Origin of the sequence: Paenibacillus sp. DP01 (genome assembly GCF_044784315.1) — a bacterium.
GTDB classification, from domain to species: Bacteria; Bacillota; Bacilli; order Paenibacillales; family Paenibacillaceae; genus Paenibacillus; species Paenibacillus polymyxa.
Genome location: NZ_CP173059.1, coordinates 1,131,488 through 1,157,818, shown reverse-complemented (window position 1 = coordinate 1,157,818; position 26,331 = coordinate 1,131,488). Strand labels below are relative to the sequence as shown.

General features: G+C 43.8%; 7 protein-coding genes. 3 read left to right on the top strand and 4 right to left on the bottom strand.

Features of this window, described 5'->3' with window-relative positions; all coding sequences use genetic code 11:
* Window positions 1-77: 77 nt before the first annotated feature.
* Window positions 78-1,862, bottom strand: coding sequence for a hybrid sensor histidine kinase/response regulator transcription factor (locus ACH59B_RS05055; protein ID WP_017426301.1), 1,785 nt, complete (start codon window positions 1,860-1,862; stop codon window positions 78-80).
* Window positions 1,863-2,008: 146 nt separating this feature from the next.
* Here ACH59B_RS05055 and ACH59B_RS05050 point away from each other — a divergent pair, with 146 nt between their 5' ends.
* Genes ACH59B_RS05050 through ACH59B_RS05040 form a run of 3 tightly spaced genes read left to right on the top strand, consistent with a single transcriptional unit; the run spans window position 2,009 to window position 4,586 of the window.
* Window positions 2,009-2,920 (top strand): ABC transporter ATP-binding protein, encoded by a 912-nt coding sequence (locus ACH59B_RS05050; protein WP_017426300.1) that lies wholly within the window; start codon window positions 2,009-2,011, stop codon window positions 2,918-2,920.
* Window positions 2,917-3,852 (top strand): ABC transporter permease, encoded by a 936-nt coding sequence (locus ACH59B_RS05045; protein ID WP_017426299.1) that lies wholly within the window; start codon window positions 2,917-2,919, stop codon window positions 3,850-3,852. Before ACH59B_RS05050 ends, ACH59B_RS05045 begins: the two co-directional genes overlap by 4 nt.
* Window positions 3,853-3,887: 35 nt before the next feature.
* Window positions 3,888-4,586 (top strand): DUF4097 family beta strand repeat-containing protein, encoded by a 699-nt coding sequence (locus tag ACH59B_RS05040; RefSeq protein ID WP_017426298.1) that lies wholly within the window; start codon window positions 3,888-3,890, stop codon window positions 4,584-4,586.
* Window positions 4,587-4,670: 84 nt separating this feature from the next.
* On the opposite strand, the gene ACH59B_RS05035 is transcribed toward ACH59B_RS05040, so the two are convergent.
* Genes ACH59B_RS05035 through ACH59B_RS05025 form a run of 3 tightly spaced genes read right to left on the bottom strand, consistent with a single transcriptional unit; the run spans window position 4,671 to window position 26,330 of the window.
* Window positions 4,671-5,978, bottom strand: coding sequence for an MFS transporter (locus ACH59B_RS05035; RefSeq protein WP_017426297.1), 1,308 nt, complete (start codon window positions 5,976-5,978; stop codon window positions 4,671-4,673).
* A 29-nt stretch (window positions 5,979-6,007) separates the two neighbouring features.
* Entirely contained in the window at window positions 6,008-18,550 is a 12,543-nt protein-coding gene (locus tag ACH59B_RS05030) for an amino acid adenylation domain-containing protein (protein ID WP_404303440.1), read from the bottom strand.
* A 10-nt stretch (window positions 18,551-18,560) separates the two neighbouring features.
* Window positions 18,561-26,330 (bottom strand): amino acid adenylation domain-containing protein, encoded by a 7,770-nt coding sequence (locus ACH59B_RS05025; protein ID WP_404303438.1) that lies wholly within the window; start codon window positions 26,328-26,330, stop codon window positions 18,561-18,563.
* Between the last annotated feature and the right edge of the window lies 1 nt (window position 26,331).

Below are 26,331 nucleotides of genomic sequence, written 5' to 3'. Positions count from 1 at the left end.
ACCTCTATCTAATGTAGGATATCTCTTTCACGTTGTTTAAACAAGTGACACACGCAGTCTACCCATCTTGCATTTTATTAATAGTCTGTAAGCAACTCTGTTTTAGCTTTTTCAATTGCTTCGTCACGGCTCTGCACTTGCATTTTTGAGTATATGGTCGAAATATAGTTTCGAACCGTTCCTTCAGACAAGTGAACCTTGCTTGCAATTGCTTTATAACGGTGTCCTTCAGTTAAACAATGCAGAATTTCCAACTCCCGCTCTGTCAGTCCATAAGGATTCTTCATCGTCCCTGTCATTTGCTGAAACAATGTACTTGCTACTTCTTGGGTTATCATCGTTCCTCCGTGATGCACTAGCCGTATTGTATTAGCCAGCTCTCTTGGATCAATTGATTTTAGTACATAACCTTCAGCACCCAAAGCAAGTGATTTCGTAGCATACGAAATGTCATCAAAGGTGGTGATCATAATTACACGTGTGTTAGGCCAGCTTTCTTTAATTAGCTTCGTCGCAGTAATACCGTCCATCTGGGGCATATGTACATCCATTAATACAACGTCTGGCGGGTCGCTGGCACATTGATCTACAGCAACGTTTCCGTCTTCCGCCGTTTGAATTCGAAAATCAGGTTCGTTTTTGAGCAACAGGCCTAAACTGTCCCGAATGAGTAGTTGATCATCCACCAACAATACCTTGATCTCTGGATTACTAACATCTGTATCCTGAAGCAATGGTATAGAACAGGTCACAATCGTTCCTTCGCCTTCTTTGGAATGAAGGTATAGCTTGCCTTGAAGAGACGAAAGCCGCTCTTTCATTCCTGAAAGACCAAACCCGAACTTAATTTCGTCACTTCCCTTCCCATTGTCCTGCACCTGCAAAATGATCTGGTTACGGTCGTAGTGAAGAAGCACCTGAATAGAATTGGCATGCCCATGTCGGCTGGCATTAGTCAATAATTCTTGTAAACAGCGGTATAAGGTCAGTTTTGACTGTTTTATGACAGGAAGCGGCTCCCCCATCGTTCTGAACACAACTCGAATGGCAGTATTCTTTTTAAATTCATTAATGATATTTAGCAAGGATAGATCCAAAGATGGATCCTCCTCCATAGGGTCCATCTGATGAACTTGCTTTCGGATATCTTCGAGCCCTGTGCGACCAAGTTGAAGAACAGACTGCAATCTTTCAGTCCCCTCTTCAGAAGAGATATAAGGACGTAATGTTTCCATACCTAAGATAATGGAAGTGAATGTATGACCAATCGAGTCATGCAGCTCGCGAGCCATGCGGTATCTTTCTTCCAATAGTGTCATTTGTTCAACCTGAGTCGAATACTGCTCCAGGGTTTGATACTGCTTTTTTATTAATTCGAGTTTTTGTTTGATCCGATCTATAGAACGAAATGCCATTTGTAATCCGAAACCAATACCGTATACAAACGAAGCATCCACTAGGTTCTGGAATACGTCTTCTATCGTCCAATGAAACGCCCCTCTTCCTCCCAGGCAAAACATCACCAACGCAAGAGGAAAAGTTACCGCATGTGAACGGCCACGGCTATAAAACGAAATCGTAAAAACAGCTGGCAGAAATAGTCGGACAAGCTCATATTGATGAGCAAATAGCAAAGAAATTCCACCCACTAGAAATACTTCCGCCAACAAATACCAGCGGTAATGAATTCGATCAATGAACAAAGGTATTGAATAGCAAACGAGAACAGAGATAAATACAACAGTGAAAGGGAAAGATGGGCGGTCTTGATACGATAGCAAAACAAAGCAAATCAACCACAAGATTCGGAATACAGCAACAATCCATTCCTGCCAAGACCAGCGCATATTGCATCCAAGCATGTAAGTACCCCATTCTTCTTAAATTAAGGTAATTTTTTCAATCTTTTCACATCATAACAAGGTCATGACATTTTGTCACTAGGGAGTATGACTGCACTCCTGATACTTTATAGACAATCAAACTGTTGGCGGGGAGGGAATCGTTGTTGTCACTATTACAGATTCGTAATTTAAGTAAAAAGATTGGAAAGAAAACCATTGTTGAAGGACTGTCCTTGGATGTAAAGGCGGGGGAAATCATGGGTCTTGTTGGCCCAAATGGAGCGGGCAAGACGACCACTATTCGGATGATCGTGGGGTTAAGTTCAAAATCGGGAGGCCAGGTATTTATCCACGGCCAAGATATTGATCGCTCCTTTGAAAAGGCAATGAGACATGTTGGAGTTATCGTCGAAAATCCAGATCTGTACAAATATTTATCCGGCTATGACAATCTGATTCATTTCTCAAGAATGTCTCCAGGGGTTTCTTCGGAACGTATTCAGGAAGTAATCTCGCTCGTCGGACTTGAGGACAGCATTGATAAGAAAGTGGGAACTTACTCTCTAGGAATGAAGCAGCGACTGGGATTAGCCGTTGTACTGGCCCATAAGCCTTCCTTACTTGTGCTTGATGAGCCTACCAATGGTTTAGACCCAGCAGGAATAAGAGAACTTCGGGAACATTTAATCAATCTGTCTCAAAAAGAAGGCGTTGGTGTTCTTATTTCTAGCCATCTTATGGCTGAAATGGAACTGATGTGTGATCAGGTAGCGATTTTAAATAAGGGAAAACTGATTGGTATCCATAATGTAGCTGAGATGATGGATAATCGGCTTGCTCCTGTTCGGTTTGAAGTAGACAGACCCGAATTGGCTCTTCCTGTATTCCAGTCCATGCTGGCGGGGAAAGAAATTATTGCAGATCAACAAACTCTACAAGTTGACATTACAAAGGATCAAATTCCGGGTATTACAAAGAAACTTATGGATACGGGGGTGAACATATACAGCGTTCAGATTACGAAACAGACACTGGAGGATAAATTCATTGAAATCACAGGGGGAATTGAAAAGTGATTCAGTTAATTCGTAATGAAAACATGAAGATTTATAAGCGTAAACGTACCTGGCTTATCATCATACTGCTTATTTTGTATGTATTAATCCAGATGGCTAATTTAAAAAGTTCTGGTATGACTGAGTACAATGAAGGATGGAAAACACTCTTACAGCATGAAAATTCAAAGCTAACGAGAGATGCAGCAAAGTCAGACGCTCTACCCATTGAGAAAAAAATGGCAGCAGAAAAAATTTTGATGAATCAGTATTATTTGGACCATAACATCGCTCCTCAATCCAATGCTTGGAGTTTTACAGTGAGCCAATCCAGAAATTTAATTGTAGGTATCTCTCTTTTAGCTCTTATCGTGGCTGGCGATATTGTAGCCTCTGAGTTTTCTGCCGGTACAATCAAATTTTTACTGACACGTTCAGCTACACGCTCAAAAATTTATTTTTCTAAATATATTGCAACTCTCTTGTTTGGAATATTTTTGGTTTTGCTTACTTTTCTGGCTGCCATATTTTTCGGTGGATTAATGTTTGGCTTTAAGGGGATCGGCGATCCCTACTTCTTCGTCAAGGATCAAACCATTCAGCAGGCAGATATGATTCAAGCCTTGTTAGGAGGGTTTTTATTTAATATACCTTTTATGGTTATCGTGTTGACATTTGCATTTATGATTTCTGCAGCATTTCGCAGTGTTACATTTTCTATTGTGTTCTCTATGCTGGCAGCTATAGCAGGATTCGTCCTGAGTATCACCATGAATGGATGGCCTTGGACAAAATACTTTGTGTTTTCCAGTACAGATCTCAATCCTTATTTTTTTGGAACGACGCCAGTGGAAGGAATGACCTTGGGCTTCTCACTGTTCCTCCTTCTACTTCATCTGGTCGCTATGCATCTCGTTTCATATCCTATTTTTACAAAACGGGATGTAATCTAAATCTATACTAACTATTCTGAAACGGAGTGATTGTAATGAAATGGCTCACTACTTTAGTGATGATCTCAATGTTACTGTTAATTGCAGCCTGTTCATCCAAACCTGCAACATCTTTAAACAAGGAACTTGAATTATCATCTGCCGGTATTTCCAGCTTAGTTCTAGATAATAGCAACGGTCAAATTGAAGTTGTCGGAAACAAGAATACAGATAAAATACAAGCCAGTGTCGTTGCTAATGGCAGCAACATGGATAAGCTAAAATTAAGTCTGGAGGGAAAAGATGGTGTAGCTACTCTTAATACTTTTTTCGAGGGCCAATTCATGTCAACAGGTCCCCAAACAGTTGATGTCAAGCTAACCATTCCGGAAAAAATGAAACTAGAAATTAAACATCCACATAGAGATGGAGATATTCAAGTAACGAATTTAGCCTCGGATGTAAGCATTGAAAATGTGAATGGTAATATCACGCTTAAAGAAATCGGTGGAGCCATTGATTTAACCAACAGAGATGGTGGGATTACTATTCAAAATAGCTCATCTGATGTCAATATTGAAAATGTAAACGGACATATTCAAGCAGATAAAATAGGGGGTACTGCATATATTGAGTTAGGTGACGGCTCTCTGGATATTGATCAAGTTGCAAAAGATGTTGTCATTATTCAGAGCGGCAATGGAAAAGTAAGCATCGGTGATGTGAAGGGGAAAGTGACTCAAAGCAAAAAATAACTGAAAGACCAAAAGGCCAACATAAGTTGGCCTTTCCATTAACATCAGGTCCTTCAATCACATCATCATGAGCAGAAATTCAGTTTATAATGCTGATACTCGTTCTTTTTCACCTACGCTATTAAGGACTGGTTCGGCATTTTGACTGAAAAAGTTACGTAATGCTTTGTTCTTATGAGCCATGATCCCCATCACCAGAGCAACTATTCCCGATGCCAGAGGAAGGTATACCCAATGGATTCTATCCAATAGTATTCCGTACAACCCGATTCCGAGCGGAGTTGCTAGCATAGTGATCGAGCTGATTACACCAAACACCCCGGCTCTGATATGTTCTGGAGTATACAGCTGCACATAAGATATCATGGGAACATTGCTCATTGAATTAAAAAATCCGGTTACTGCCAAAATCATAATGAAGATGAACGTCATCTGTATCAGGCTTCCTGATGTTGAGGGAAACAATAATGGGAAACACCATGTTAGGAATAAGATGGCTTGAAGCTGAAACAGGATAAATATTTTGGTAATAACAAATTGATGTACTTTCCGACGTGAAACCACAATGGCTCCCGCAATGACTCCTACGAACCAGGCTCCTTGAATAACAGATAGTTGCTGAGCTGAAAGTTGAAGTTCCTGATAAGTCACATACGGCAGCACAACCTGGACTAATGGAGCGAGCATAAAATTGATACCAACAAAGATAACAAGTAAATACATTATGGCTTTTTGCTTGTTTATATACGCAAACACGTCTTTTACGCTGTCTAAATAACTTGAGGATACCGTTTGTTCATCAGACTTCCTGAATTGTAACCATAGTTGCATTAATCCAGCCGAAATAAATGTTATTCCGTTAATCATCACAATCGTTTCCAAGCCCCAAGCACGATAAGTAATTGCACCCAGGATCGGGCCAAGTACATTTATGATTGCTCCTATACTTTGATAGGAAGAGTTTACGCTATGAACGTTGTCTCTTTCCACTAAGTTAGGAATTGAAGCATTCAGCGTTAGGAACGTAAATGATTGAATAAGGCTTAATATAACGGAAAACACGGCAAGCAACATAACATTGGTTGAATCCAACAAGAAAATGGGTAAAAAGATTAGTAGCGCTATTCCGCTTAATATCTCGGTAATGACAAGCACTTTTTTCTTATTACTCCGGTCTATAACTACACCTGCAAAAATATTAACAAATACTCCGGGCAGAATGGACAAGCCTAACACCATTGAAAATACAGTGGCCGACCCAGTGATATCCAAAATATATAGACTTAAAGCAAACTTAAAAATCGAACTTCCTAGCTCCGATATAAGCCTAGTCACAGAAAAAATAAATAGGTTCCGGCGAGCATAAAACGAAAATTCCTTTGGCTGATTCATGAGATCCCCCTATTCGGTTAGGGCAAGAGTTACAGAACGGTTGCCCAGCGTCTTTCCAATTGCTCCAAGGCACTTTGTAGATGATTCCGTACTATACTTTCGTCTTCTGAAAAAGGTAGAGTTAGTGCCACAAACAGATTAGACTCGCTATCATGCCAAACTTCGCATAAGATTCGTGTTCTTCCTTCAACATTGACATTACCCAGATCCACCGTTTGTAGGAGTTGATGCTCACTTCTCAGCTCACCAAGGAAATTAAATACAATTGGCATTCTATCCAAAGCCTGCTGCAAGTATCCTCCAGATAAAGGATAATCATTCTGTACATCCGGGTTATACATTAAGTTAGCAAAGCTGATATTATGTTCAGCTGCCCATTGAACACTTTGGCGAACCTGCTGTTCTAGAGATACCAGATTTTGGTCTAAATTAGTTAGTATCGGGATATGATCCACAAATTCACCAATAACATCATAGTAACGCTTCTCTCCAAAGCTTCGGCCATATTGCGTTACCCAAATGGGAACCTGACTAAGCTCGAAATACATTTTACAAAAAGCAGTGAACGTAAAGAATGCAATCTCCCAATGACTAGTGTTGTCCAAGTGAATTACTCTCTCGGAAGATTTCAAATCCCAAATGACAGTTGTATGCCCTTCAAGTACTGCTTTTTGACTTACAAAATCGGTTATAAGACCAATTGCACGATCAAACTTATCTAGATTATAGGTAGTAACTAATTCCAAATCATCAACACCCTGAGGTCCTTCCATAATATGAGCTGTAAAATCAGAGTAACGATTTCTGCTCCCTTTAGGCGTTTCCTTTCCAGCTCGTACACATTCATAATAAGTGTTGAACTGGTGCTTAATAATCTCACTGCTCATAAAGTCAAAGATCGAGTGCGAAAAAGGTAATATAAGCATGTAGTCTTTCAGATTCTTTTTCACAATCAATATCCGATATAAGAGTGAATTGCTCAGTTCATGCTGCTTGTAAAAATAAGGCCAGACGATATTATTCAGAATCACTTGCTGTGTATCTTCATCGTACATAGAGATATCAACCAGTGGTACAGGAAGATGATCTGGTGCTTCCCTTACTTGCCACTGCAATTCTCCGTTTTCTTCACACAGCGTACTTCTCATCAAATCCTGCTCTCGAATAATCTGCCGAATCGCTTCTTCCACATATTCCATGTTCATATGTTTTTCTAGCGGAATAATCGTGCCAGAAATATCACTATGTTGGAGATGGTAACGTTGTGTTGGAGAAACAGGCAGTCTCTCTATCACTCCTAGGCTTAAAATAGCTTTGGAGAAAACGTCCAAATCATTGTCAATTCTTTCTGTCCATATGCTCTTAATGTCTTCAAGATTGGCCTTTTCCAGTCTCAGGTTTTCTTCTCCATGCCAAGTGATGTAATGAGGCTGAATCGATTCATCGCATTTCATGTCCAACAGTTCCATAATCTCTTTTTCAAAAGAAATGGCTCCATCTTCTAGATGCAGAACGATATAAGATTTTCCATTGAATTGCTCTTGTTGTAAGCATCCCTTAACGTTCAGCTTTTGATGCAGCAACGCTATAATTTGATCAAATTGTTGGGCAAGTGCAGAATGGTTTTCTTCCATCCCTTCCACATGTAGTGCCAACTCTCTGACCGTAGGGTATTGATAGATACTGCTCAACCGTAATTCACTACTCCAAATCCCTTGTAACCTGGATGCAAGCTGAATAGCCGTTAAAGAATGTCCTCCCAGTTCAAAGAAATTATCGTCGATACCCACATGTTCAATACCAAGTACACTCATCCAGATCTCAACTAATTCCTTTTCCAGCTCACTGCTTGGCTCCACATATTCCGTTCCGGTACCAAATTCCAGCTCAATCTCTAATAGCATACGACGATTAATCTTACCACTCGACGTGAGCGGCATCTGATCCAAGAATACAAAATAGGCTGGAATCATATACTCTGGAACTGAGACAGATAAATTTTGTCGCAACATTGCCGTTGTCACATGAGGTTCGGCAACAACATACGCCCCCAAACTAGGCATCCCCGTTCGGTCATCAGCACGGGCAAGTACTGCCGCTGCCCGAACTCCATCATGCGCAAGCAAAGCCGCCTCAATCTCACCCAGTTCGATCCGATATCCGCGGATTTTCACCTGATGATCGATTCTGCCCATATATTCGATATTTCCATCCGGCAACCATCTGGCCAGATCCCCTGTTCGGTACATCCGTCCTCCCGGCTCGTATGGATCTTCTACGAACTTCTCTTCCGTCAATTCCTCCCGATTCACATATCCTCGCGCTACACAGTCGCCTCCAATATGCAGTTCGCCAGGTATCCCTATCGGTTGCAAACGGTCCTTTTTATCCAAAATGTACAATTTTACGTTATCAATCGGCTTCCCGATCGGAATGCTCTCCGGTTCATGCTCGACAGGACAGTCATAATACGCCACCTCCACGGTCGCTTCCGTTGGCCCATACAGATTGTGCAGCGTGGCACCGCCGCCTCCTATCAGACGGTTAAACCGACGCACATGCTCTGTCATCAGTGCTTCCCCGCTGGCAAATACCCGTCGTACACTGCGCATTTTCCCCGCAGCTCCGCTGTGTTCCATGTATTCCAGAAACGCTCCTAGCATTGACGGCACAAAGTGCAATGCCGTTACCCGGTTAGACTCAACTGTTTCAGCTATTGTGGCCGGGTCCTTCTCTCCTCCTGGCTCCAAAAAGCATACCGTTGCCCCTTGGATGGCCCACGAGAACAATTCCCACAACGATACATCAAAGGTATATGGTGTCTTTTGCAGGATTACATCCTCCGCTCCAAATGGAATCCGCTTTTGCATCCAGTGCAGACGATTGATCAGCGAGGCGTGCTCAATCATGACTCCTTTAGGCTTACCCGTAGATCCCGAGGTGTAAATCACATACACCAAATCCGTCGAGCGATTGATCGATTCCGGATTCTTTTCTCTTTCTGTCTGCTCCTTTTCCTGTACCAGCAAATCTTCGATAGCGATCAGTTCCCTGGTTGTTCCATGACAGCGAAGCTGTTCCACTAACTCCTGCTGGGTCAATAAAATGGATGCTCCACTGTCCTCCAGCATGAACGCCAGTCGTTCTTCAGGGTCCTCTGGATTCAGCGGCAGATAGGCTCCACCTGCTTTCAAGATTCCTAGTAGTCCGATAATCATCTCCAACGATCGGTGAACCGCGATCCCCACCACACGATCAGGTCCTACTCCTTTTTCCCGCAGCACATGAGCCAACCGATTCGCTTGGGCATTCAGCTCCCGATACGTTAACTGCCGTCCTTTGTAAAGGGCTGCCGGATGTTCCGGTGTTCGCTCCACCTGCTCCTCAAACAATTGATGGATTGTCTTCGCTCGCGGATAGATCGCTGTCGTATTGTTAAATTCATTCAAGATCACTTCTTTCTCCGGTAAAGAAGTTACTTCAATCGAGGATATACTCATCTCTGGATTATCCACGATTTGTCGGACTACGCCATTTAGATGATTTTTTATACGTTCCACAAATTCTCTACTTAGGGTATCAGCGTTGTACAGAAATTTAATGTTCAGTTCTTCTTTTAGGGAAACAATAAGATTAAAGTCATAGTTTGTCTGTTCATAAAAGGCCATATCTCGCACATGAATTTTCAGATTGTGCTTCTGTAGCGCCTCTTCTTCGCCATACTCCGGGTAATTTTCAAACACAATAATATGATCTAACAGGCTTTGCTTCAGTGTGGTTATGGACTGAATGTCAGCTAATGATGTGTACTCATACTTAACAGATTCGATGGAGCTTTGTTGAGCTCTCTTGGCCATTTCAATGAAGCTTTCATTCTCCTCGCCATAAATTCGCACGGGAATAGTATTAATGAAAATACCTACCATGCTCTCAATGTCTGGGATTACTGGCGGTCGCCCTGAAACTACGGCTCCAAATACTACATCGTTGGTATTGTTATATCTTTGAAGCAATGCCCCCCATATGGATTGGAACAACGTGTTGACTGTAATCCGATTATGAGATGCAATCTCTGTTAATCGTCGTGTCATTGTTTGGTCTAACGAAAATTCCAGCTGACTCGTGCGGTAACCACCTTCTTTAGCCTGCAATTTGAACGTCTTCGGTATAACTGCACATTGCGCATATCCATCCAAAGCCTGTTTCCAATATTGCATGGACTCCCCTTTGTCCTGCTTTTCCAGCCAACGGATATAAGTTGAATAAGCAGGGGCTGTCTCAGACTTAAGCGGTCTACCATTTTTCAAATCTAGATACATGCTCATAAAATCGTGGTAGACAATCCCTACGCACCATCCATCCATAATCATATGATGGAAGGTCCACATCATAAGGAACTTATCAGGAGTTGTTTTTAATACATTTATACGTATTAGTGCTTCATTGGATAAATCAAATCCACGCAGAAGATCTTGTTTTTTGTGATCCTCAAGATAAGCGGTAATTTCTTGCTCATCCATCCCGGTAAGGTCATAAAACTGAAACTCTGCATGTTGATGTTTACGCACTACTTGCCGAGGTTCACGTATACTGGTAAACACAAAATTCGTACGTAATACTTCATATTTTGCCAACAATTCTTGAAAACTCTGTTCCAGAAGTTCCTGCTGCAGTTCACCTTCCATTTCAATCGCTACTTGTTCCACATAAGCTGTAGTTTCTGGCTCCATCATGTAATGGAACAGCATTCCCTGCTGCATAGGTGTTAACGGGTAAATATGCTCTACTTGTTCAGTCCCACCAAACTGCTTGAGAATCTGATCTAACTCAGGAATAGAGAGAGTATGGTCTTGGTAATCAGATGGGGTGAGAACCTTCTGTGAAATGCTTGTACAGTGATTAATTAACATTTTTAAATGCTCAATATACATAAGGGATAATTGTTCAATAGCATGGTCTGCATGCTCGCCACGAATATATCCAAATTCAAGTAACAGTTGGTCTTGGGAAACAATACTATTAATGTCCAGTGTAAAATGACTTTCTGCTCCTTCACCAACAGAACGTCCCGGAGATAGCGGTGACGATTCAAAGCTTCCCTCTTGCGTACCATCCATAAATTGTCCCAGATAATTAAAACTAATTTGTGGCTGTATGTTAAAATCTAAATCTTGAGTATGTTCCACATCGGTCAAATACTTCAGAACTCCGTAGCCAATCCCTCGATTAGGGATATGCCGAATCATTTCCTTAGTTCGCCGAATAACAGATGAAATATCTTCACTATCCCTCATATCCAGAACAATAGGAAACATCGAAGTAAACCAACCTATGGTTCGAGTAACATCAATCTCCTCCATAATCTCTTCCCTGCCATGTCCTTCAAGATTAATAGCGAAGATTTTACTACCCGCCCATTGCTTAATAGCCAAACCAAGTGCTGATAACAATAAGTCATTAATTTCGGTATTATAGGCCTGATGAGCAGTTCCAAGCAGTAGCTGTGTATTTTGCTTGTCCAGCCGGACAGCTATGCTCGTTCTTTCTTTTTTCACTCCACCCTCATCGGTAATTGTGCTCTTCTGAGGAAATGGGGACTCATATTGAACACCTTCAATTTGCTGCCAATATGCCTTCTCCTTCAGTAAAGTCCGACTGTTCGAATACTCTGCAAGGCGGTCGGACCAATACTGAAAAGAGTCTGTTTTATCCGGCAAAGCGATAGCTTCACCCTGTAATGCCTGGGTATATGCGCTCTCCAAGTCTTCCAATAAGATTCGCCAGGAGACCCCGTCAATAACCAAATGGTGAATAGCAATCAGCAAATGCTGACCTTGATCTGTTTGGAACAAGCCCACCCGGATCATCTCACCTGCTCTTAAGTCCATGGTAGCCTGTAGCCGACTCGCCTCTTCCTCAATCTTGCTTTCAGCATCGTTATTTCCTTGTAGATTATAAATATTTAAATGAAAAGGCTTTAACTGCGTTCCCGTATGGTATTGGCAAACAGAACTCTGACTGATTTCATACGCCATTCGTAGGGCATCATGGTGAATAATAATATTCTCCAAAGCAGTCTTTAGGGCTTCTTCATCAAATACACCACTAGTAAACAACATAACTGCTTGATTAAAATGGTTCCGATCATCCTGTACATTTTCGAAGAACCATCTTTGGATTGGAGTTAGCTGTACCTCACCTGTTACCGCCTTCTGGTCAATGATTCTGGAACGACGTTGGACATATGGTGCTACTTGCTGAACAGTAGGGTGCTGAAATATGTCCTTCATATCCAGCTTTAATCCCTCTTGGCTCAACCTTGCGATCACTTGAATGGCCTTAATAGAGTCTCCTCCAAGGTCAAAAAAACTGTGACTAATTCCAATTCCCTCTTGTCCAAGCACGCCTTCCCAAATTTTAACCAACTTCTCTTCCGTAGGGCTTGTTGGTGGTTCATACAGCGTGCTCAAGTCTAAGTTAATATGAGGCTCTGGCAGTATCTTCTGATCCACCTTGCCATTAGCGTTCAGTGGCAAACTGTCCAGCAGGATTAAGCTGGATGGCAACATGTAATCTGGTAAATACTTCGCCAAGTAACGGCGAATAGCTGAAGTATTTAATTCCCCATCTGTCACCATATATGCAGAAATACGATTTTGACCGGATGGATCCGGTTTAGCTACAACTATTGCCTCTTTAATGCGTTCATGGGATAGTAGCCGATTTTCAATTTCTCCAAGCTCTATACGAAATCCCCTAATTTTCACCAGATGATCTTGGCGGCCTACAAATTCAATATTTCCATCTGGAAGCCATTTTGCAATATCTCCTGTTTTGTACATTTTCTCGCCTGGATTAAATGGATTGTCTATAAACTTTTCGTTTGTAAAATCAGGTAGGTTCAAGTAGCCCTGGGATAGTGCATCCCCTGCTATACAAAGCTCTCCCGGTATACCAATAGGCTGCAATTTAAGATTTTTATCCAGAATGTACACAGTAGTACCTGTAATCGGGGCTCCAATCGGAACGGTACCTTTCCGTTCATGAATCTGATCTACACCATAACAGGTAGCAAAGACCGTGCTTTCGGTAGGACCGTACATGTGCAGCATTTTATGGGGTCCGATATGTTCAAACAACTTGCTCACATGCGGTAGCGAAACCCGCTCTCCACCAAAAAGTACTTTGCGAATTGTAGTAAAACATTCAATGTTTGTTTCTATCAACGTGTTAAACAAAGCAGTAGTAATAAAAAATACTGAGACATTTTCATTTCGAATTAAGGAAGACAGTTTTTCTGGATTCAGCATGTTCTCTTTACGTAAGAGAACCAGCTTAGAACCATTGACCAGAGCGCCAAATATATCGAAGACTGACCCATCAAAGGCATAGTTGGATAACTGCAAGAGAATATCCTGTTCCGTAAGATTGATATAATTGGAATTTTTAATCAATCTCTCCACGTTATAATGCATGGTCAGATTCCCTTTTGGTTTACCTGTTGAGCCAGAGGTATATAGCACATATGCCAAATCATCCGGTTCATTCACATAAGGTAAGTTACTAGAATCCGAATCCTTAACGATAGTATCGAGCTGATCCAAATCAAGGATTTCCCCTGCAAACCCATCTGCTCCTGCCTCTTTTATGAAAGTTGATTCAGTCAGGACATGATGGGAAGCCAATAATAGTGTTATCTTGCAATCGTATAGCATCAGACTAATTCGCTCCGCAGGATAATCTGGTGCTAGAGGAACGTACGCACCCCCAGCCTTTAAAATCCCTAGGATTCCGACTATCATTTCAAAAGATCGCTCTACCATCATGCCTACAAGCGTATTGGCCTGTACTCCTTTTTCTCTAAGCACTCTGGCAAGCTGATTCGCTTTATCGTTTAACTCGCTGTAAGTCCATTGTTGTTCCTCGAACGATACTGCGACACGCTCCGGCGTCTTCGCTACCTGCTCTTCAAAGAGCTGATGCAGCAATTTTCGGTTCTCTTTCTCGTTAGAAGCGGGTACCGTATTAAATTTCGTTAACAAAATCTCTTCTTCGGATACAGTTACCATGTTTACGTCGCCAATCCGTGCATCCGCAGAGTCCACAATAGTCTGTAAAATCTGCAAATAATGCTTCGACATTCTCTCAATACTTTCTTTTTGAAACAGCTTATTACAATAATCAATTCGAAAAGAGAGTCCCTCTTGATCCGCTTCTGCTGTTAACGTTAAGTCAACTTTGGCTATGCCAGCTTCAACAGAATAGGGCGATATGGATATCCCGTCAGCTTGTAAGCTTACCGAATCGGTATTTTCTAGAGAGAACATCGTATCAAACAGAGGATTTCGGCTTAAATCCCTGTGAAGTTCGAGCTTATCTACAAGATCTTCTATTGGATAATCCTGATGTTCGAATGCTTCCAGGCTGCTTCTTTGCACCTCCAGTAAAAATTGCTTGAGCGTTTTGTCAGCAGCTGGGCGGTTACGCAGCACAAGTGTATTAACGAACATCCCCATAATATTTTCTAAATCCGTATGATTACGACCTGCTATTGGAGACCCTACCACGATATCTTCCTGGCCTGAATACTTATGCAGCAATACGTTGTAAGCCGATAGCAGTACCATAAATAAAGTGGTCCGATTTTCTGCAACAAATTGCTGTAGACCTTCACGAAGTGTCTTATCAGCTTGAAAAGAATACCGGTCACCTTCAAAGCTCTGTACTTGAGGTCTCGTGAAATCAGTTGGTAGATTAAGGACAGGAAGCTCATCCGAAAACAAGTCTAGCCAGTATTGTTCCTGCTTAATCAAGTGTCCTTCTTTGATCCACTCACTATTCCAAACGGCGTAGTCTTTATATTGAATACGCAATGGTGGCAGCGATTTCCCGTGATACAATGCCGTGAAATCATTAGCCAAAACGCTCATGGAAACACCATCTGCAACAATATGGTGCATATCTACCATCAAAATATGCCTATTGTCCGAAATACGCACCAGCTTCGCCCGCAACAATGGAGCCTGACCTAAGTCAAACGGTCTTACGAACGTTTTGAATATCGCTTGAATCTGTTTGTCCTGTGCTTCTATTCCGATATCATCAGCTTGTTGGAAACTCAGTTGAAATAGAACCTCACTATGAATTTTTTGTACTGGCTCCTCTGTGCCCCACTCAAATGATGTCCGCAATGCCTCATGCCTATCTATTAGATCCCTGAACACTTGCTCCAGCCGCTGGATGTCCAGTTCTCCCTCCATCAGTAAGGCAAAGGGCATATTGTATGCTGTTTCTGCTCCTTCAAACTGATGTAAAATCATTTGTCTCTTTTGAACGGATGTCACTGGATAAGAATCGCGTAGCTCGGCAGGAGCAATATCCATCATCGTCCCAGCTGCAACCTCTGGTCCGCAGATCAAAACACTCATTTCTTCGATGGTCGGATGTGCAAAAATATCACGGAGTGGAATTTCAACTTGCAGCAACTTATTGATTCGAGACATAAGTCGAGTCGCCGTTAGTGAATGTCCACCCAGTTCAAAAAAGTTGTCATGTATACCGATGGAGGATATGTCCAGCAACTTCTCCCAAATCTCGGCTAGTTTTCTTTCCGTTTCGTTTCTTGGTGCAACGTAGCTGGTGGCTCGCATCCCATGATCCGGTTCGGGTAGCGCTTTACGGTTAACCTTGCCACTGGACAGGTGCGGCATAACATCTAGCCGAACGAAATGACTTGGCACCATGTAATCCGGTATAAGTGCCTTCAAATGTGCCCTTAAAATAGATGTGTTCAAACCCTCTCCGCTTTCAACATATGCGCATAAATATTTGCCGCCATCTCGATCATCAAGGGCAAGTACTGTAGCCGCCTTGATACCTTCGTACGCGAGTAAGGCCGCTTCAATCTCACCCAGTTCGATCCGGTAGCCCCGAATTTTCACCTGATGGTCGATCCGACCCATATATTCAATGTTTCCATCCGGCAGCCATCTCGCCAAGTCTCCCGTTCGGTACATCCGTCCCCCCGCCGCATAGGGGTCCGCTACGAACTTCTCCTCCGTCAGTTCTTTCCGATTCACATATCCTCGGGCTACGCAGTCCCCTCCAATGTGCAGCTCGCCCGGTACGCCTATTGGCTGCAATCGGTCTTTATGGTCCAAAATATACAATTTCACGTTATCAATCGGCTTCCCAATCGGAATACTCTCCGGTTCCTGTTCCGCAGGACAGTCGTAATACGCCACCTCTACCGTCGCTTCCGTCGGTCCATACAGGTTGTGCAGCGTGGCTCCTTCGGTCCCAAGCAAACGGTTAAACCGGCGGACATGCTCTGTCATCAGCGCTTCCCCGCTGGCAAATACTCGCCGTACACTCCGCATTTTCCCGGCGGCTCCGCTGTGCTCGATATACTCCAGGAACGCTCCCAGCATGGATGGCACAAAATGGATCGCCATTACTCCGTTGGCCTCCACCGTTTCGGCTATCGTTGCCGGGTCTTTCTCGCCTCCTGGCTCCAAAAAGCATACTGTCGCTCCCTGAATCGCCCACGAGAACAGCTCCCACAACGATACGTCAAAGGTATAAGGCGTTTTTTGCAGGATCACATCCTCCGCTCCAAACGGAATTCGTTGTTCCATCCAGTGCAGCCGGTTGATCAGTGAAGCGTGCTCAATCATGACCCCCTTCGGCTTGCCGGTGGAGCCTGACGTATAGATCACGTACACCAAATCGCTCGAGCGGTTAACAGGTTCCGGGTTCTTCTCGCATTCTTCTCCTGTAAGCTCCATCCCCTCCATCAGCAAATCTTCGATAGCGATCAGCTCGCGGTCGGCTCCGTGCGGACGAAGGCGGTCCAACTGATCCCGCTGGGTCAGCAGGATAGATGCCCCGCTATCCTCCAGCATGAATCCCAGCCGTTCTTCCGGGTCCTCTGGATGTAACGGCAGATACGCCCCTCCTGCCTTCAAAATCCCCAGCAGGCCGACGATCATCTCCAGCGATCGATGAACTGCGATGCCCACCATCTGGTCGGGCCCGATGCCTTTCTTCCGCAGGACGTGAGCCACCCGATTCGCCTGGGCATTCAGCTCCCGGTACGTCAATTGCCGATTTTGGTATAGGGCTGCCGGATGTTCCGGTGTTCGCTCCACCTGCTCCTCAAACAATTGATGAATCGTCTTCTCCCTTGGATAAGGCGCAGCCGTCCCGTTGAATTTCTTCAAAATCACTTCTTTTTCTTCTGGCAGAATGATATCTATTTCGTGCAAAACTATATCAGCAGACGAAACTACAGTGCGGGCGATTTCCTCAACATGTCGACCTAATCGATCTATATATTCTGGTTCGTATAATAGACCGTTATAGCTGAATTTCATCCGCAGTTTCTCACCGGGGACAACGTTAAGGTTGAACGAATAATTAGTCTGTTCAAAGCCAGCCATCTCCGAAACCGCTAAACTGTTTTCGTTCTCGTGATCGGAAGCTTCCTCCATACCCGGGAAATTTTCAAAGGCCAAAATATGGTGTATCAGATTACTCTTCAACAAACTACCCGCCTGAATATCAGCAAGGGGCACATAATGATGCTGCCCCGCCTCCATAACCGAATGTTGTACATGCTGGACGAAATCCGAAAAAACAAGATGATCCTCTTCACTCGATATACGCACTGGAATAGTATTGATAAATAGGCCTACCATGTTTTCTGCTCCCGGAATATCTGACGGACGACCGGAAACGACAGAGCCAAATACCACGTCGCGGGTGTTGTTGTATTTCATCAATAGCAAGCCCCAGATAGAGTGAAACAATGTACTCAAAGTAACCTTGAGTTCTTTGGCCAGTGATTCCAACTGACCCGTTAATTGCGAATCAAAGCTAAAGATTTGCTGCTGTGGATCGTAATCAACGTGGCTCCCTTTACCACTCGCAGGCAAGATACTCTGCTGTTCAAAACCATCCAAATATCGCTCCCAAAACGTAAGCGCTATATCTGTATCCTGCTTGTCCAACCACTTGAGGTATTTTTCATAAGAAGGAGCTTCTCCCAGTTGAACTGGCTCATTCTTTTGCAATGATGTGTAGATCTGGAACCATTCTTTCAAAACGATTTCTAAGCACCATCCATCCATAATGATGTGGTGGAAGCTAACGATCAGCTTGTATACATCAGACGCACACTGCAATATGGAGACCCGGAATAACTCATCCCGGGTAATATCAAATCCGTTGGCCTTATCACGTTGAACAAACTGTTCTATATAGGCCACCTGGTCAGATTGCGTTAGTGAAGAAATGTCCTCAAAGTGAATTGCTGGATGCTTTTGCCGAAATACGATCAATTTAGGCTCTTCAATATTGACGTGAAAAACATTGCTGCGCAATATTTCATGGCGCTCAAATAGAACAGAAAGACTTCGATCCAGAAGCTCTACCTCGAGTAAGCCGTTCAAGGTAAGACTCACCTGTTCAAAATAGGCGTACGAAGTTTGATCTAGCAGGCTATGGAACAAGATTCCTTGTTGCATCGGGGTTAATCGGAATATACTTTGAATTTGCAGATCTTTACTCATAATCCACCGCCTAGGAAGATGTATTATTTTTATAGTAGGCCATAATCTCATCCAAATCGTTAATTGAAAGATTCTCATCATCGCTCACATCTGCGGGAGTCCATTCCTTCTCCTTCTTTTCAGAGCAATGCTCAATAATTTCTAGCAAACGACTTTGCAAGAAATTTCCCAATTTTTGAATACTCGATTCAGCATATTCACGACTGCTATACTCAATCCCGAGGGTTAATATCCCCTGTTCGATACTGCCATTAATATCAAGCACAAATGGTGTCTCGGTCTCCTCACTTACTGTCCGGCCCGGAGAATACTTTGATTCGACAAATAAAGGCGCAACGGAGCCTGAATCAATCTGGCCGTGATAATTAAACCGGATTTCAGGTGCAAAATGTCCCTGATTAGTACTTTTCAAATCGTGTAAGGTCATATATTCCAGAATTCCGAAGTCAATGCCCTTATTAGGAACACGTCGCAACGCTTCCTTGGTCAGCTTAATTTGGTAAGCTAAATCTGCATTATGCTTCATATCCAGATGAATAGGATACATCGTAGTAAACCAGCCGACCGTTCTGGTTATATCTATATCATCAAAGATCTGTTCCCGTCCGTGTCCTTCCAGCAAAATGGTGAATTCATCATTATCAGTCCAGTCTCTCAATGCCAGTCCAAAGGCTGTCAACAGTAGATCGTTTACATTCGTACTATAAACCTTGTGTACATCCTTCTGCAGACGATCTGTTTGTTGCTTGGAAAGCCTTACGCTGCAGATTTTCAGCTCTTTCCCTCTTCTGTCAGCGACCGGGTAGTCTTTATGAAGCGGTTTACTGGCATGACGGATCACATTCTCCCAATAACGCTTGTAACGAGCTGGACGCGCACCCTTTGCATCATCACCCAGGCGATGGGTCCAGTCCTTCCATGAATGGGTCTTCGCCTGGAAGAGAATTTCTTCATTGTTAAGCGCCTGCATATACCCTTGCTCCAAATCTTCCAATAGAATTCTCCAAGAAACTCCATCTACCACCAAATGATGAATCGCGAGTAATAAGTGATCCCCTTGAGCCGTGTGAAACAACCCTGCTTGCACAAGTGGACCCTCTTCCAAATTCATACGCCGCTGAATCGCTTCGCTAAGGGTTTGGATTGCTTCTTCAATGGATGCCTCATGGCTTACATCCAGAACAGTAAGAGCATATGCCTTTCGATTCGTACCATGAATGACGGGAGTGATTCTGTCCGGACTCGCTGTATATGTCATTCGTAAGGCATCATGATGCTCTGTCAGCTTACACAACACCTGATCGACCAGTTCTTCCTTCCATCCCTTTTGGCTATACAACATAACAGCCTGGTTCCAATAGTTCGATTCCGTGAACTTTTGCTCAAAAAACCATCGTTGGATAGGCGATAACTCAGCCTCTCCTTCAATAATCCCTTGTTCGGCTTGAACACTGACTGCTCTTAGATCCGGAGTCAGGCTACCTATCGTTTGATGACGGAAAAGGTCCTTAATTTCCATACGATATCCGTGCTTACTTAGACGTGTGGAAATTTGAATAGCTTTAATTGAATCTCCGCCCAATTCAAAAAAGTTATGATTCGTTCCGATAGGAGCATAGCCAAGAACCTCTTGCCAGATTTCGGCCATCAACGCTTCAACCTCATTGGAAGGAGAAATATAATCTACCTCAATCGACAGACTGTGATCAGGCTCAGGCAATGCTTTTCTGTCGATCTTACCGCTCGATAGATAAGGCATAGCTTCCATAGATACGATATAAGCAGGCACCATGTACTCAGGTAGAACTTCTTTAATACGAGCCTTTAATGCTTGTATATTGAACTCCTGGGCATGTTCAACATAGGCGCATAAATAACTTCCCGCAGAACGGTCGTCACGAGCAAGCACTACTGCCGTCTGGACCCCTTCGTAGGCCAGTATTGCCGCTTCAATCTCACCCAGTTCGATCCGGTAGCCCCGAATTTTCACCTGATGGTCAATCCGACCCATATATTCAATGTTTCCATCCGGCAGCCATCTCGCCAAATCTCCCGTCCGGTACATCCGTCCCTCTGACGTATATGGGTCTTCTACGAACTTCTCCTCCGTCAGTTCTTTCCGATTCACATATCCTCGGGCTACGCAGTCCCCTCCAATATGCAGCTCGCCCGGTACACCTATTGGCTGCAATCGGTCTTTATGGTCCAAAATATACAATTTCACGTTATCAATCGGCTTCCCGATCGGAATACTCTCCGGTTCCTGTTCCGCAGGACAGTCGTAATACGCCACCTCTACCGTCGCTTCCGTCGGTCCATACAGGTTGTGCAGCGTGGCTCCTTCGGTCCCCAGCAAACGGTTAAACCGGCGGACATGCTCTGTCATCAGCGCTTCCCCGCTGGCAAATACTCGCCGTACACTCCGCATTTTCCCGGCGGCTCCGCTGTGCTCGATATACTCCAGGAACGCTCCCAGCATGGATGGCACAAAATGGATCGCCATTACTCCGTTGGCCTCCACCGTTTCGGCTATCGTTGCCGGGTCTTTCTCGCCTCCTGGCTCCAAAAAGCATACTGTCGCTCCCTGAATCGCCCACGAGAACAGCTCCCACAACGATACGTCAAAGGTATAAGGCGTTTTTTGCAGGATCACATCCTCCGCTCCAAACGGAATTCGTTGTTCCATCCAGTGCAGCCGGTTGATCAGTGAAGCGTGCTCAATCATGACCCCCTTCGGCTTGCCGGTGGAGCCTGACGTATAGATCACGTACACCAAATCGCTCGAGCGGTTAACAGGTTCCGGGTTCTTCTCGCATTCTTCTCCTGTAAGCTCCATCCCCTCCATCAGCAAATCTTCGATAGCGATCAGCTCGCGGTCGGCTCCGTGCGGACGAAGGCGGTCCAACTGATCCCGCTGGGTCAGCAGGATAGATGCCCCGCTATCCTCCAGCATGAATCCCAGCCGTTCTTCCGGGTCCTCTGGATGTAACGGCAGATACGCCCCTCCTGCCTTCAAAATCCCCAGCAGGCCGACGATCATCTCCAGCGATCGATGAACTGCGATGCCCACCATCTGGTCGGGCCCGATGCCTTTCTTCCGCAGGACGTGAGCCACCCGATTCGCCTGGGCATTCAGCTCCCGGTACGTCAATTGCCGATTTTGGTATAGGGCTGCCGGATGTTCCGGTGTTCGCTCCACCTGCTCCTCAAACAATTGATGAATCGTCTTCTCCCTTGGATAAGGCGCAGCCGTCCCGTTGAATTTCTTCAAAATCACTTCTTTTTCTACCGTTGTTAATAAATCTGTATCACCTATCGTTTGTGTGCTATTAGCTACAAAAGACCTTAGCACCACCACCATATGATCCAAGAAGCGTTCGACAGTGTCCTTTTGGAACAAAGCACTGTTGTACTCCAAATTTAAATGAAGGTAGCTGCCTGTTTCTTCCGCGCTCAAGGTTAAATCAAATCGGGAAACACCTGGATTGAACGGAAACGGTTTGAATTCCAACCCACTAGATTGTAGGGGTTGCCCTTTTGTATTTTGCATAACAAACATGGTGTCGAAGATCGGGCTTCGGCTCACATCTCTCCGCAGCGCAAGCTTTTCGACCAATTGCTCAAAGGGATATTCCTGATGCTCAAAAGCAGATAAAACCGCTTCCTTAACTTCATCCAAAAAAGCAGAAAGACTCTTCTCCGATGAAGGGCTAGTACGCAGTGCCAACGTATTGACAAACATGCCGACGATCTTTTCCGTGTCTGGATGTCTCCTCCCAGCAACCGGCGTACCGATGACAATGTCATCTTGTCGTGCATGCTTGGACAAAACAACGTTATATACAGCCAGTAAAATCATGAATAATGTACTTTGAGTTTCAGCTGCGAGTTTATGAAGTGGCTCTGTTATATCATCGCCCAGAATTCGAGATACCGTGTTACCTTCATAGCTTTGAATAGACGGTCTTGGAAAATCCGTTGGTAGCTCCAGTACAGGTGGCTCATTTTTAAAGATGTCCAGCCAGTAGGATTCCTGATCTTTAATAAATCCATGATTTACTTGCTCATTATGCCAGCTAGCATAATCTTTGTACTGAACGGATAGAGGCGGAAGTGCTTGTCCATCATACGATTTTACAAATTCATCCATAATAATAGACATAGAAACGCCATCCGAAATAATATGGTGCAAATCAACCAGCAGCATATTTTGGTTCTCTGTCAACGGAATCAGCTCGCCTCTTAATAAAGGGGCACGGCTCAGGTCAAACGGTTGGACAAATTCACTTAGCACCGTTTCTATTTGCTGTTCCTCTAAATCCTCTTTGCTGGTCAGACTATGAATCTTCAACTCAAATTCTACTTCGTCATGTACGCTTTGAACTGGCTCTCCGTTGATCCATGAAAATGAAGTGCGCAATGCTTCATGCCTGTTAATCAGAGTGGTGAATGCCATTTTCAACCGCTCCTGATCCAGATGGCCTTGAACGAGCATGACAGAAGGCATATTGTAAACCAGTTCCGCTCCTTCAAGTTGATGCAGTATCATCTGACGTCTTTGCGAGGAGGAAACCGGATAATAGGTTTGACCAGAAAGTAGAGCAATTTCGGTAAATGTACCTGCCCCTCTCCCGATGGTACGTTCAATGAGTTTGCTCATGCTTTCCACAGTTGGATACTCAAATATTTCACGCATAGGCAACTCGACCTGGAATTCTCGAATAATTTTCCCGATCAGTATTGTAGCCTTTAGCGAATGTCCACCCAGTTCAAAAAAATGGCTGTGTACACCTATTGGGCTCACATGCAGAATATCCTCCCACAAACGTACTAGACGAGTTTCTGTATCTGTACGAGGAGCTACAAACCCCTGCTCCCGAATCACATGATGGGGCTCAGGAAGCGCTCCTCGGTTCACCTTTCCATTAGTCGTAAGAGGTATCGCAGCAATCTGTATTAGATGAGCAGGTACCATATACAAGGGTAGAGACGCTTTCAAATAGGATCGTATTTCCTGTGTTAAGAGTTCACGGTCAGACACAATATAAGCGCATAAATACGTTTCGTCCTCTTGGTCTTTTCTAGATAGAACAACGGCCTCTCTGATGTCATGATGAGAGAGCAGGACCTTTTCGATTTCTCCAGTCTCAATACGATATCCACGAATTTTCACCTGATGGTCTGTTCTTCCGAGATACTCCACATTGCCGTCAGGAAGCCACTTTGCCAAGTCCCCTGTTTTATACATGCGCTCTCCGATAACGAAGGGACTATCTGTGAATCTTTCGTCCGTTAGATCAGGTTGATTAATGTAGCCTTGGGCTACTCCTGTACCAGCAATATAAAGTTCCCCCGGAATACCGACAGGAAGCAGTCTCCCCTCCTGATCCAAAATGTACAACCGGTTATTGTCAATCGGCTTACCGATTGGAATACTCTGCAAATCATCTCCATCCGGGCAATCAAACCATGTTGCATCCACTGTTGCCTCTGTTGGTCCGTATAAATTATGCAGAGTTGTGCCATTCGGCTTTCGAAGCAGAGTATTAAACCGTCTGGCTTGCTTTACTGTTAGTGCCTCCCCGCTAGCGAAAACTCGTTTAATACTGCTGAGTTTTCCCTCTGCTTGGTGCTGCTCAACATACTCCAAAAAAACAGACAACATGGAAGGTACAAAATGAAGGGTTGTAATTTTCTGCTCTGCCACCGTGTTCACCAGTAGCTTGGGATCCTTCTCCCCATCAGGTGGAAGAAAGTAGACTGAAGCTCCGGCTATAGCCCACCAAAATAGTTCCCATACAGAAACATCAAAGGTGTAAGGTGTTTTCTGTAAAATGATATCGCCCACACCAATCGGATACTTTTTTTGCATCCAATGAAGTCGATTCACTATAGAGGTGTGACGAATCATAACTCCTTTAGGCTTACCTGTAGAACCGGAAGTATAAATTACGTAAGCTACATCCTCCGGCCCACTGTAAGGTTCAAGATTAGTTTTTTCAGTTGCCCAGTCTGCTCCGATCGCAAGCACGCTGATATTCTGTGAAAGATCCTTCAGTGTAGATTGGATTTCCTGCTGCACCAGCAGGATGGAAGCTCCGCTGTTACCCGCTATATATTGAATTCGTTCCAGAGGATCCTCTGGATTGATTGGCAAGTAAGCCCCCCCTGCCTTAAGAATAGCCATGATCCCGACTAGCATCTCCGGTGAGCGATAGGCTGCAATCCCAACAATCTGGCCAGTTTGCACCCCTTTCATCCTCAAGACGCGAGCCAATCGATTAGCCCGTTCGTTCAATTCCAGATAAGTTAACCGCCCATCAGCGAATGCTGCTGCCAAACGATTCGGCGTCAGTGCCGCCTGCTCTTCGAAAAGCTGTTGAATCGTTTGACTTTGAGGATACAAGGCATTTGTATCATTAAAATCTCGCAGGATTCTGTGTTTTTCCTCGCCAGAAAGCAAATCAATATCGTCCACATCCATGTGCGGATTAGAGACTACCTGTTCAGCTATTTGTTTTAGGTGCAGTTCAATTCTTTGAATATCTGAAGCTTGATAAGCAATACTGTTATAGCCGAACTTAACTTTCAATTCTTTACCAGGAATGACTCCAATATTAAAATCATAATTCGTTTGCTCAAAACCTTCGGTTTCCACAATTGAAACAAGCTGTTCTCCTTCGCCACCCGCAAGCTCTTCAGTAATTGGGTAGTTCTCGAACGCTATGATATGGTGGATCAAGTTCTTACCCAGTGGGGTTAGCATCTGGATATCAGCCAAGGATAGAAAATGGTACTTCCCCGATTCCATCATGTTCTGCTGAAATTGTTTAATTATTTGAGAAAATGTTTGTGCTTCTTTATGACAAATACGTACAGGAATCGTATTAATAAATAATCCAACCATTTTCTCCGACCCTTCCAGCTCAGCTGGACGGCCGGAAACAACGGAACCAAATACCACATCCTTGGTGTTATTGTATCTTTGCAGCAACAGACCCCATATCCCATGAAATACAGAACTTAAGGTTACCTGATTTTGTTGTGCTATCATTTCCAAACCACGGGTTAACTGCTCATCCAGGGTGAAAATATGGTTGTTCAGCTTGTAGCTTCCATCCTCAGTTGACTTGCTGCTAAGAGGTAAGCCACTTTGCTCTTCCACACCTGATAATTGTTGTTCCCAATAAGCAAGAGCTGTCTTCTTATTTTGCTGCCCTAACCAACTGATATATCGGCTATACGGAAATACAGCGTCCAATTCTGGCTTCTGCTTGATGGAATAAGCTCTGTAAATTTGGAACAGATCCTTCGCAATGGTACCAATACACCAGCCATCCATAATGATGTGATGAAAGCTTAGAACCATTTTGCAGCTTGTGTCACTTAATGCAAGAACACTTATCCGAATAAGGAGATCTTTTTCAAGATCAAAACGCATTTTCCGATCATTAATCGTAAAATTATCAACATATAAACGTTGTTCTGCTTCATTTAATTCAGTAATGTCTCTATAATCAATCGTTGCTTCTTTATTAGCCAGCACGACTTGTAACGGTTGGTCTGTTTCTTTATAAACAAACACAGTCCTTAATACATCATAACGGTCAATTAGGGTTTGGAAGCTTTCCTTCAGCGTCTCTGCATTCAACCGTTCATTTAAGGTAATGACCGTTTGATCAAAATATGCTTCTGAGTGCTCGTCTAAAATGGAGTGATATAGAAGCCCCTCCTGCATGGGTGTCAATGGATAAATATTTTGAATGAGTGCGTTTCTCATA

What these genes read in the sequence shown, in the direction of transcription:
- ACH59B_RS05025 (WP_404303438.1), bottom strand. Translation starts at nt 26,330, where the DNA reads ATGAGAAACGCACTCATTCAAAATATTTATCCATTGACACCCATGCAG.
- ACH59B_RS05030 (WP_404303440.1), bottom strand. Translation starts at nt 18,550, where the DNA reads ATGAGTAAAGATCTGCAAATTCAAAGTATATTCCGATTAACCCCGATG.
- ACH59B_RS05055 (WP_017426301.1), bottom strand. Translation starts at nt 1,862, where the DNA reads ATGCTTGGATGCAATATGCGCTGGTCTTGGCAGGAATGGATTGTTGCT.
- ACH59B_RS05035 (WP_017426297.1), bottom strand. Translation starts at nt 5,978, where the DNA reads ATGAATCAGCCAAAGGAATTTTCGTTTTATGCTCGCCGGAACCTATTT.
- ACH59B_RS05040 (WP_017426298.1), top strand. Translation starts at nt 3,888, where the DNA reads ATGAAATGGCTCACTACTTTAGTGATGATCTCAATGTTACTGTTAATT.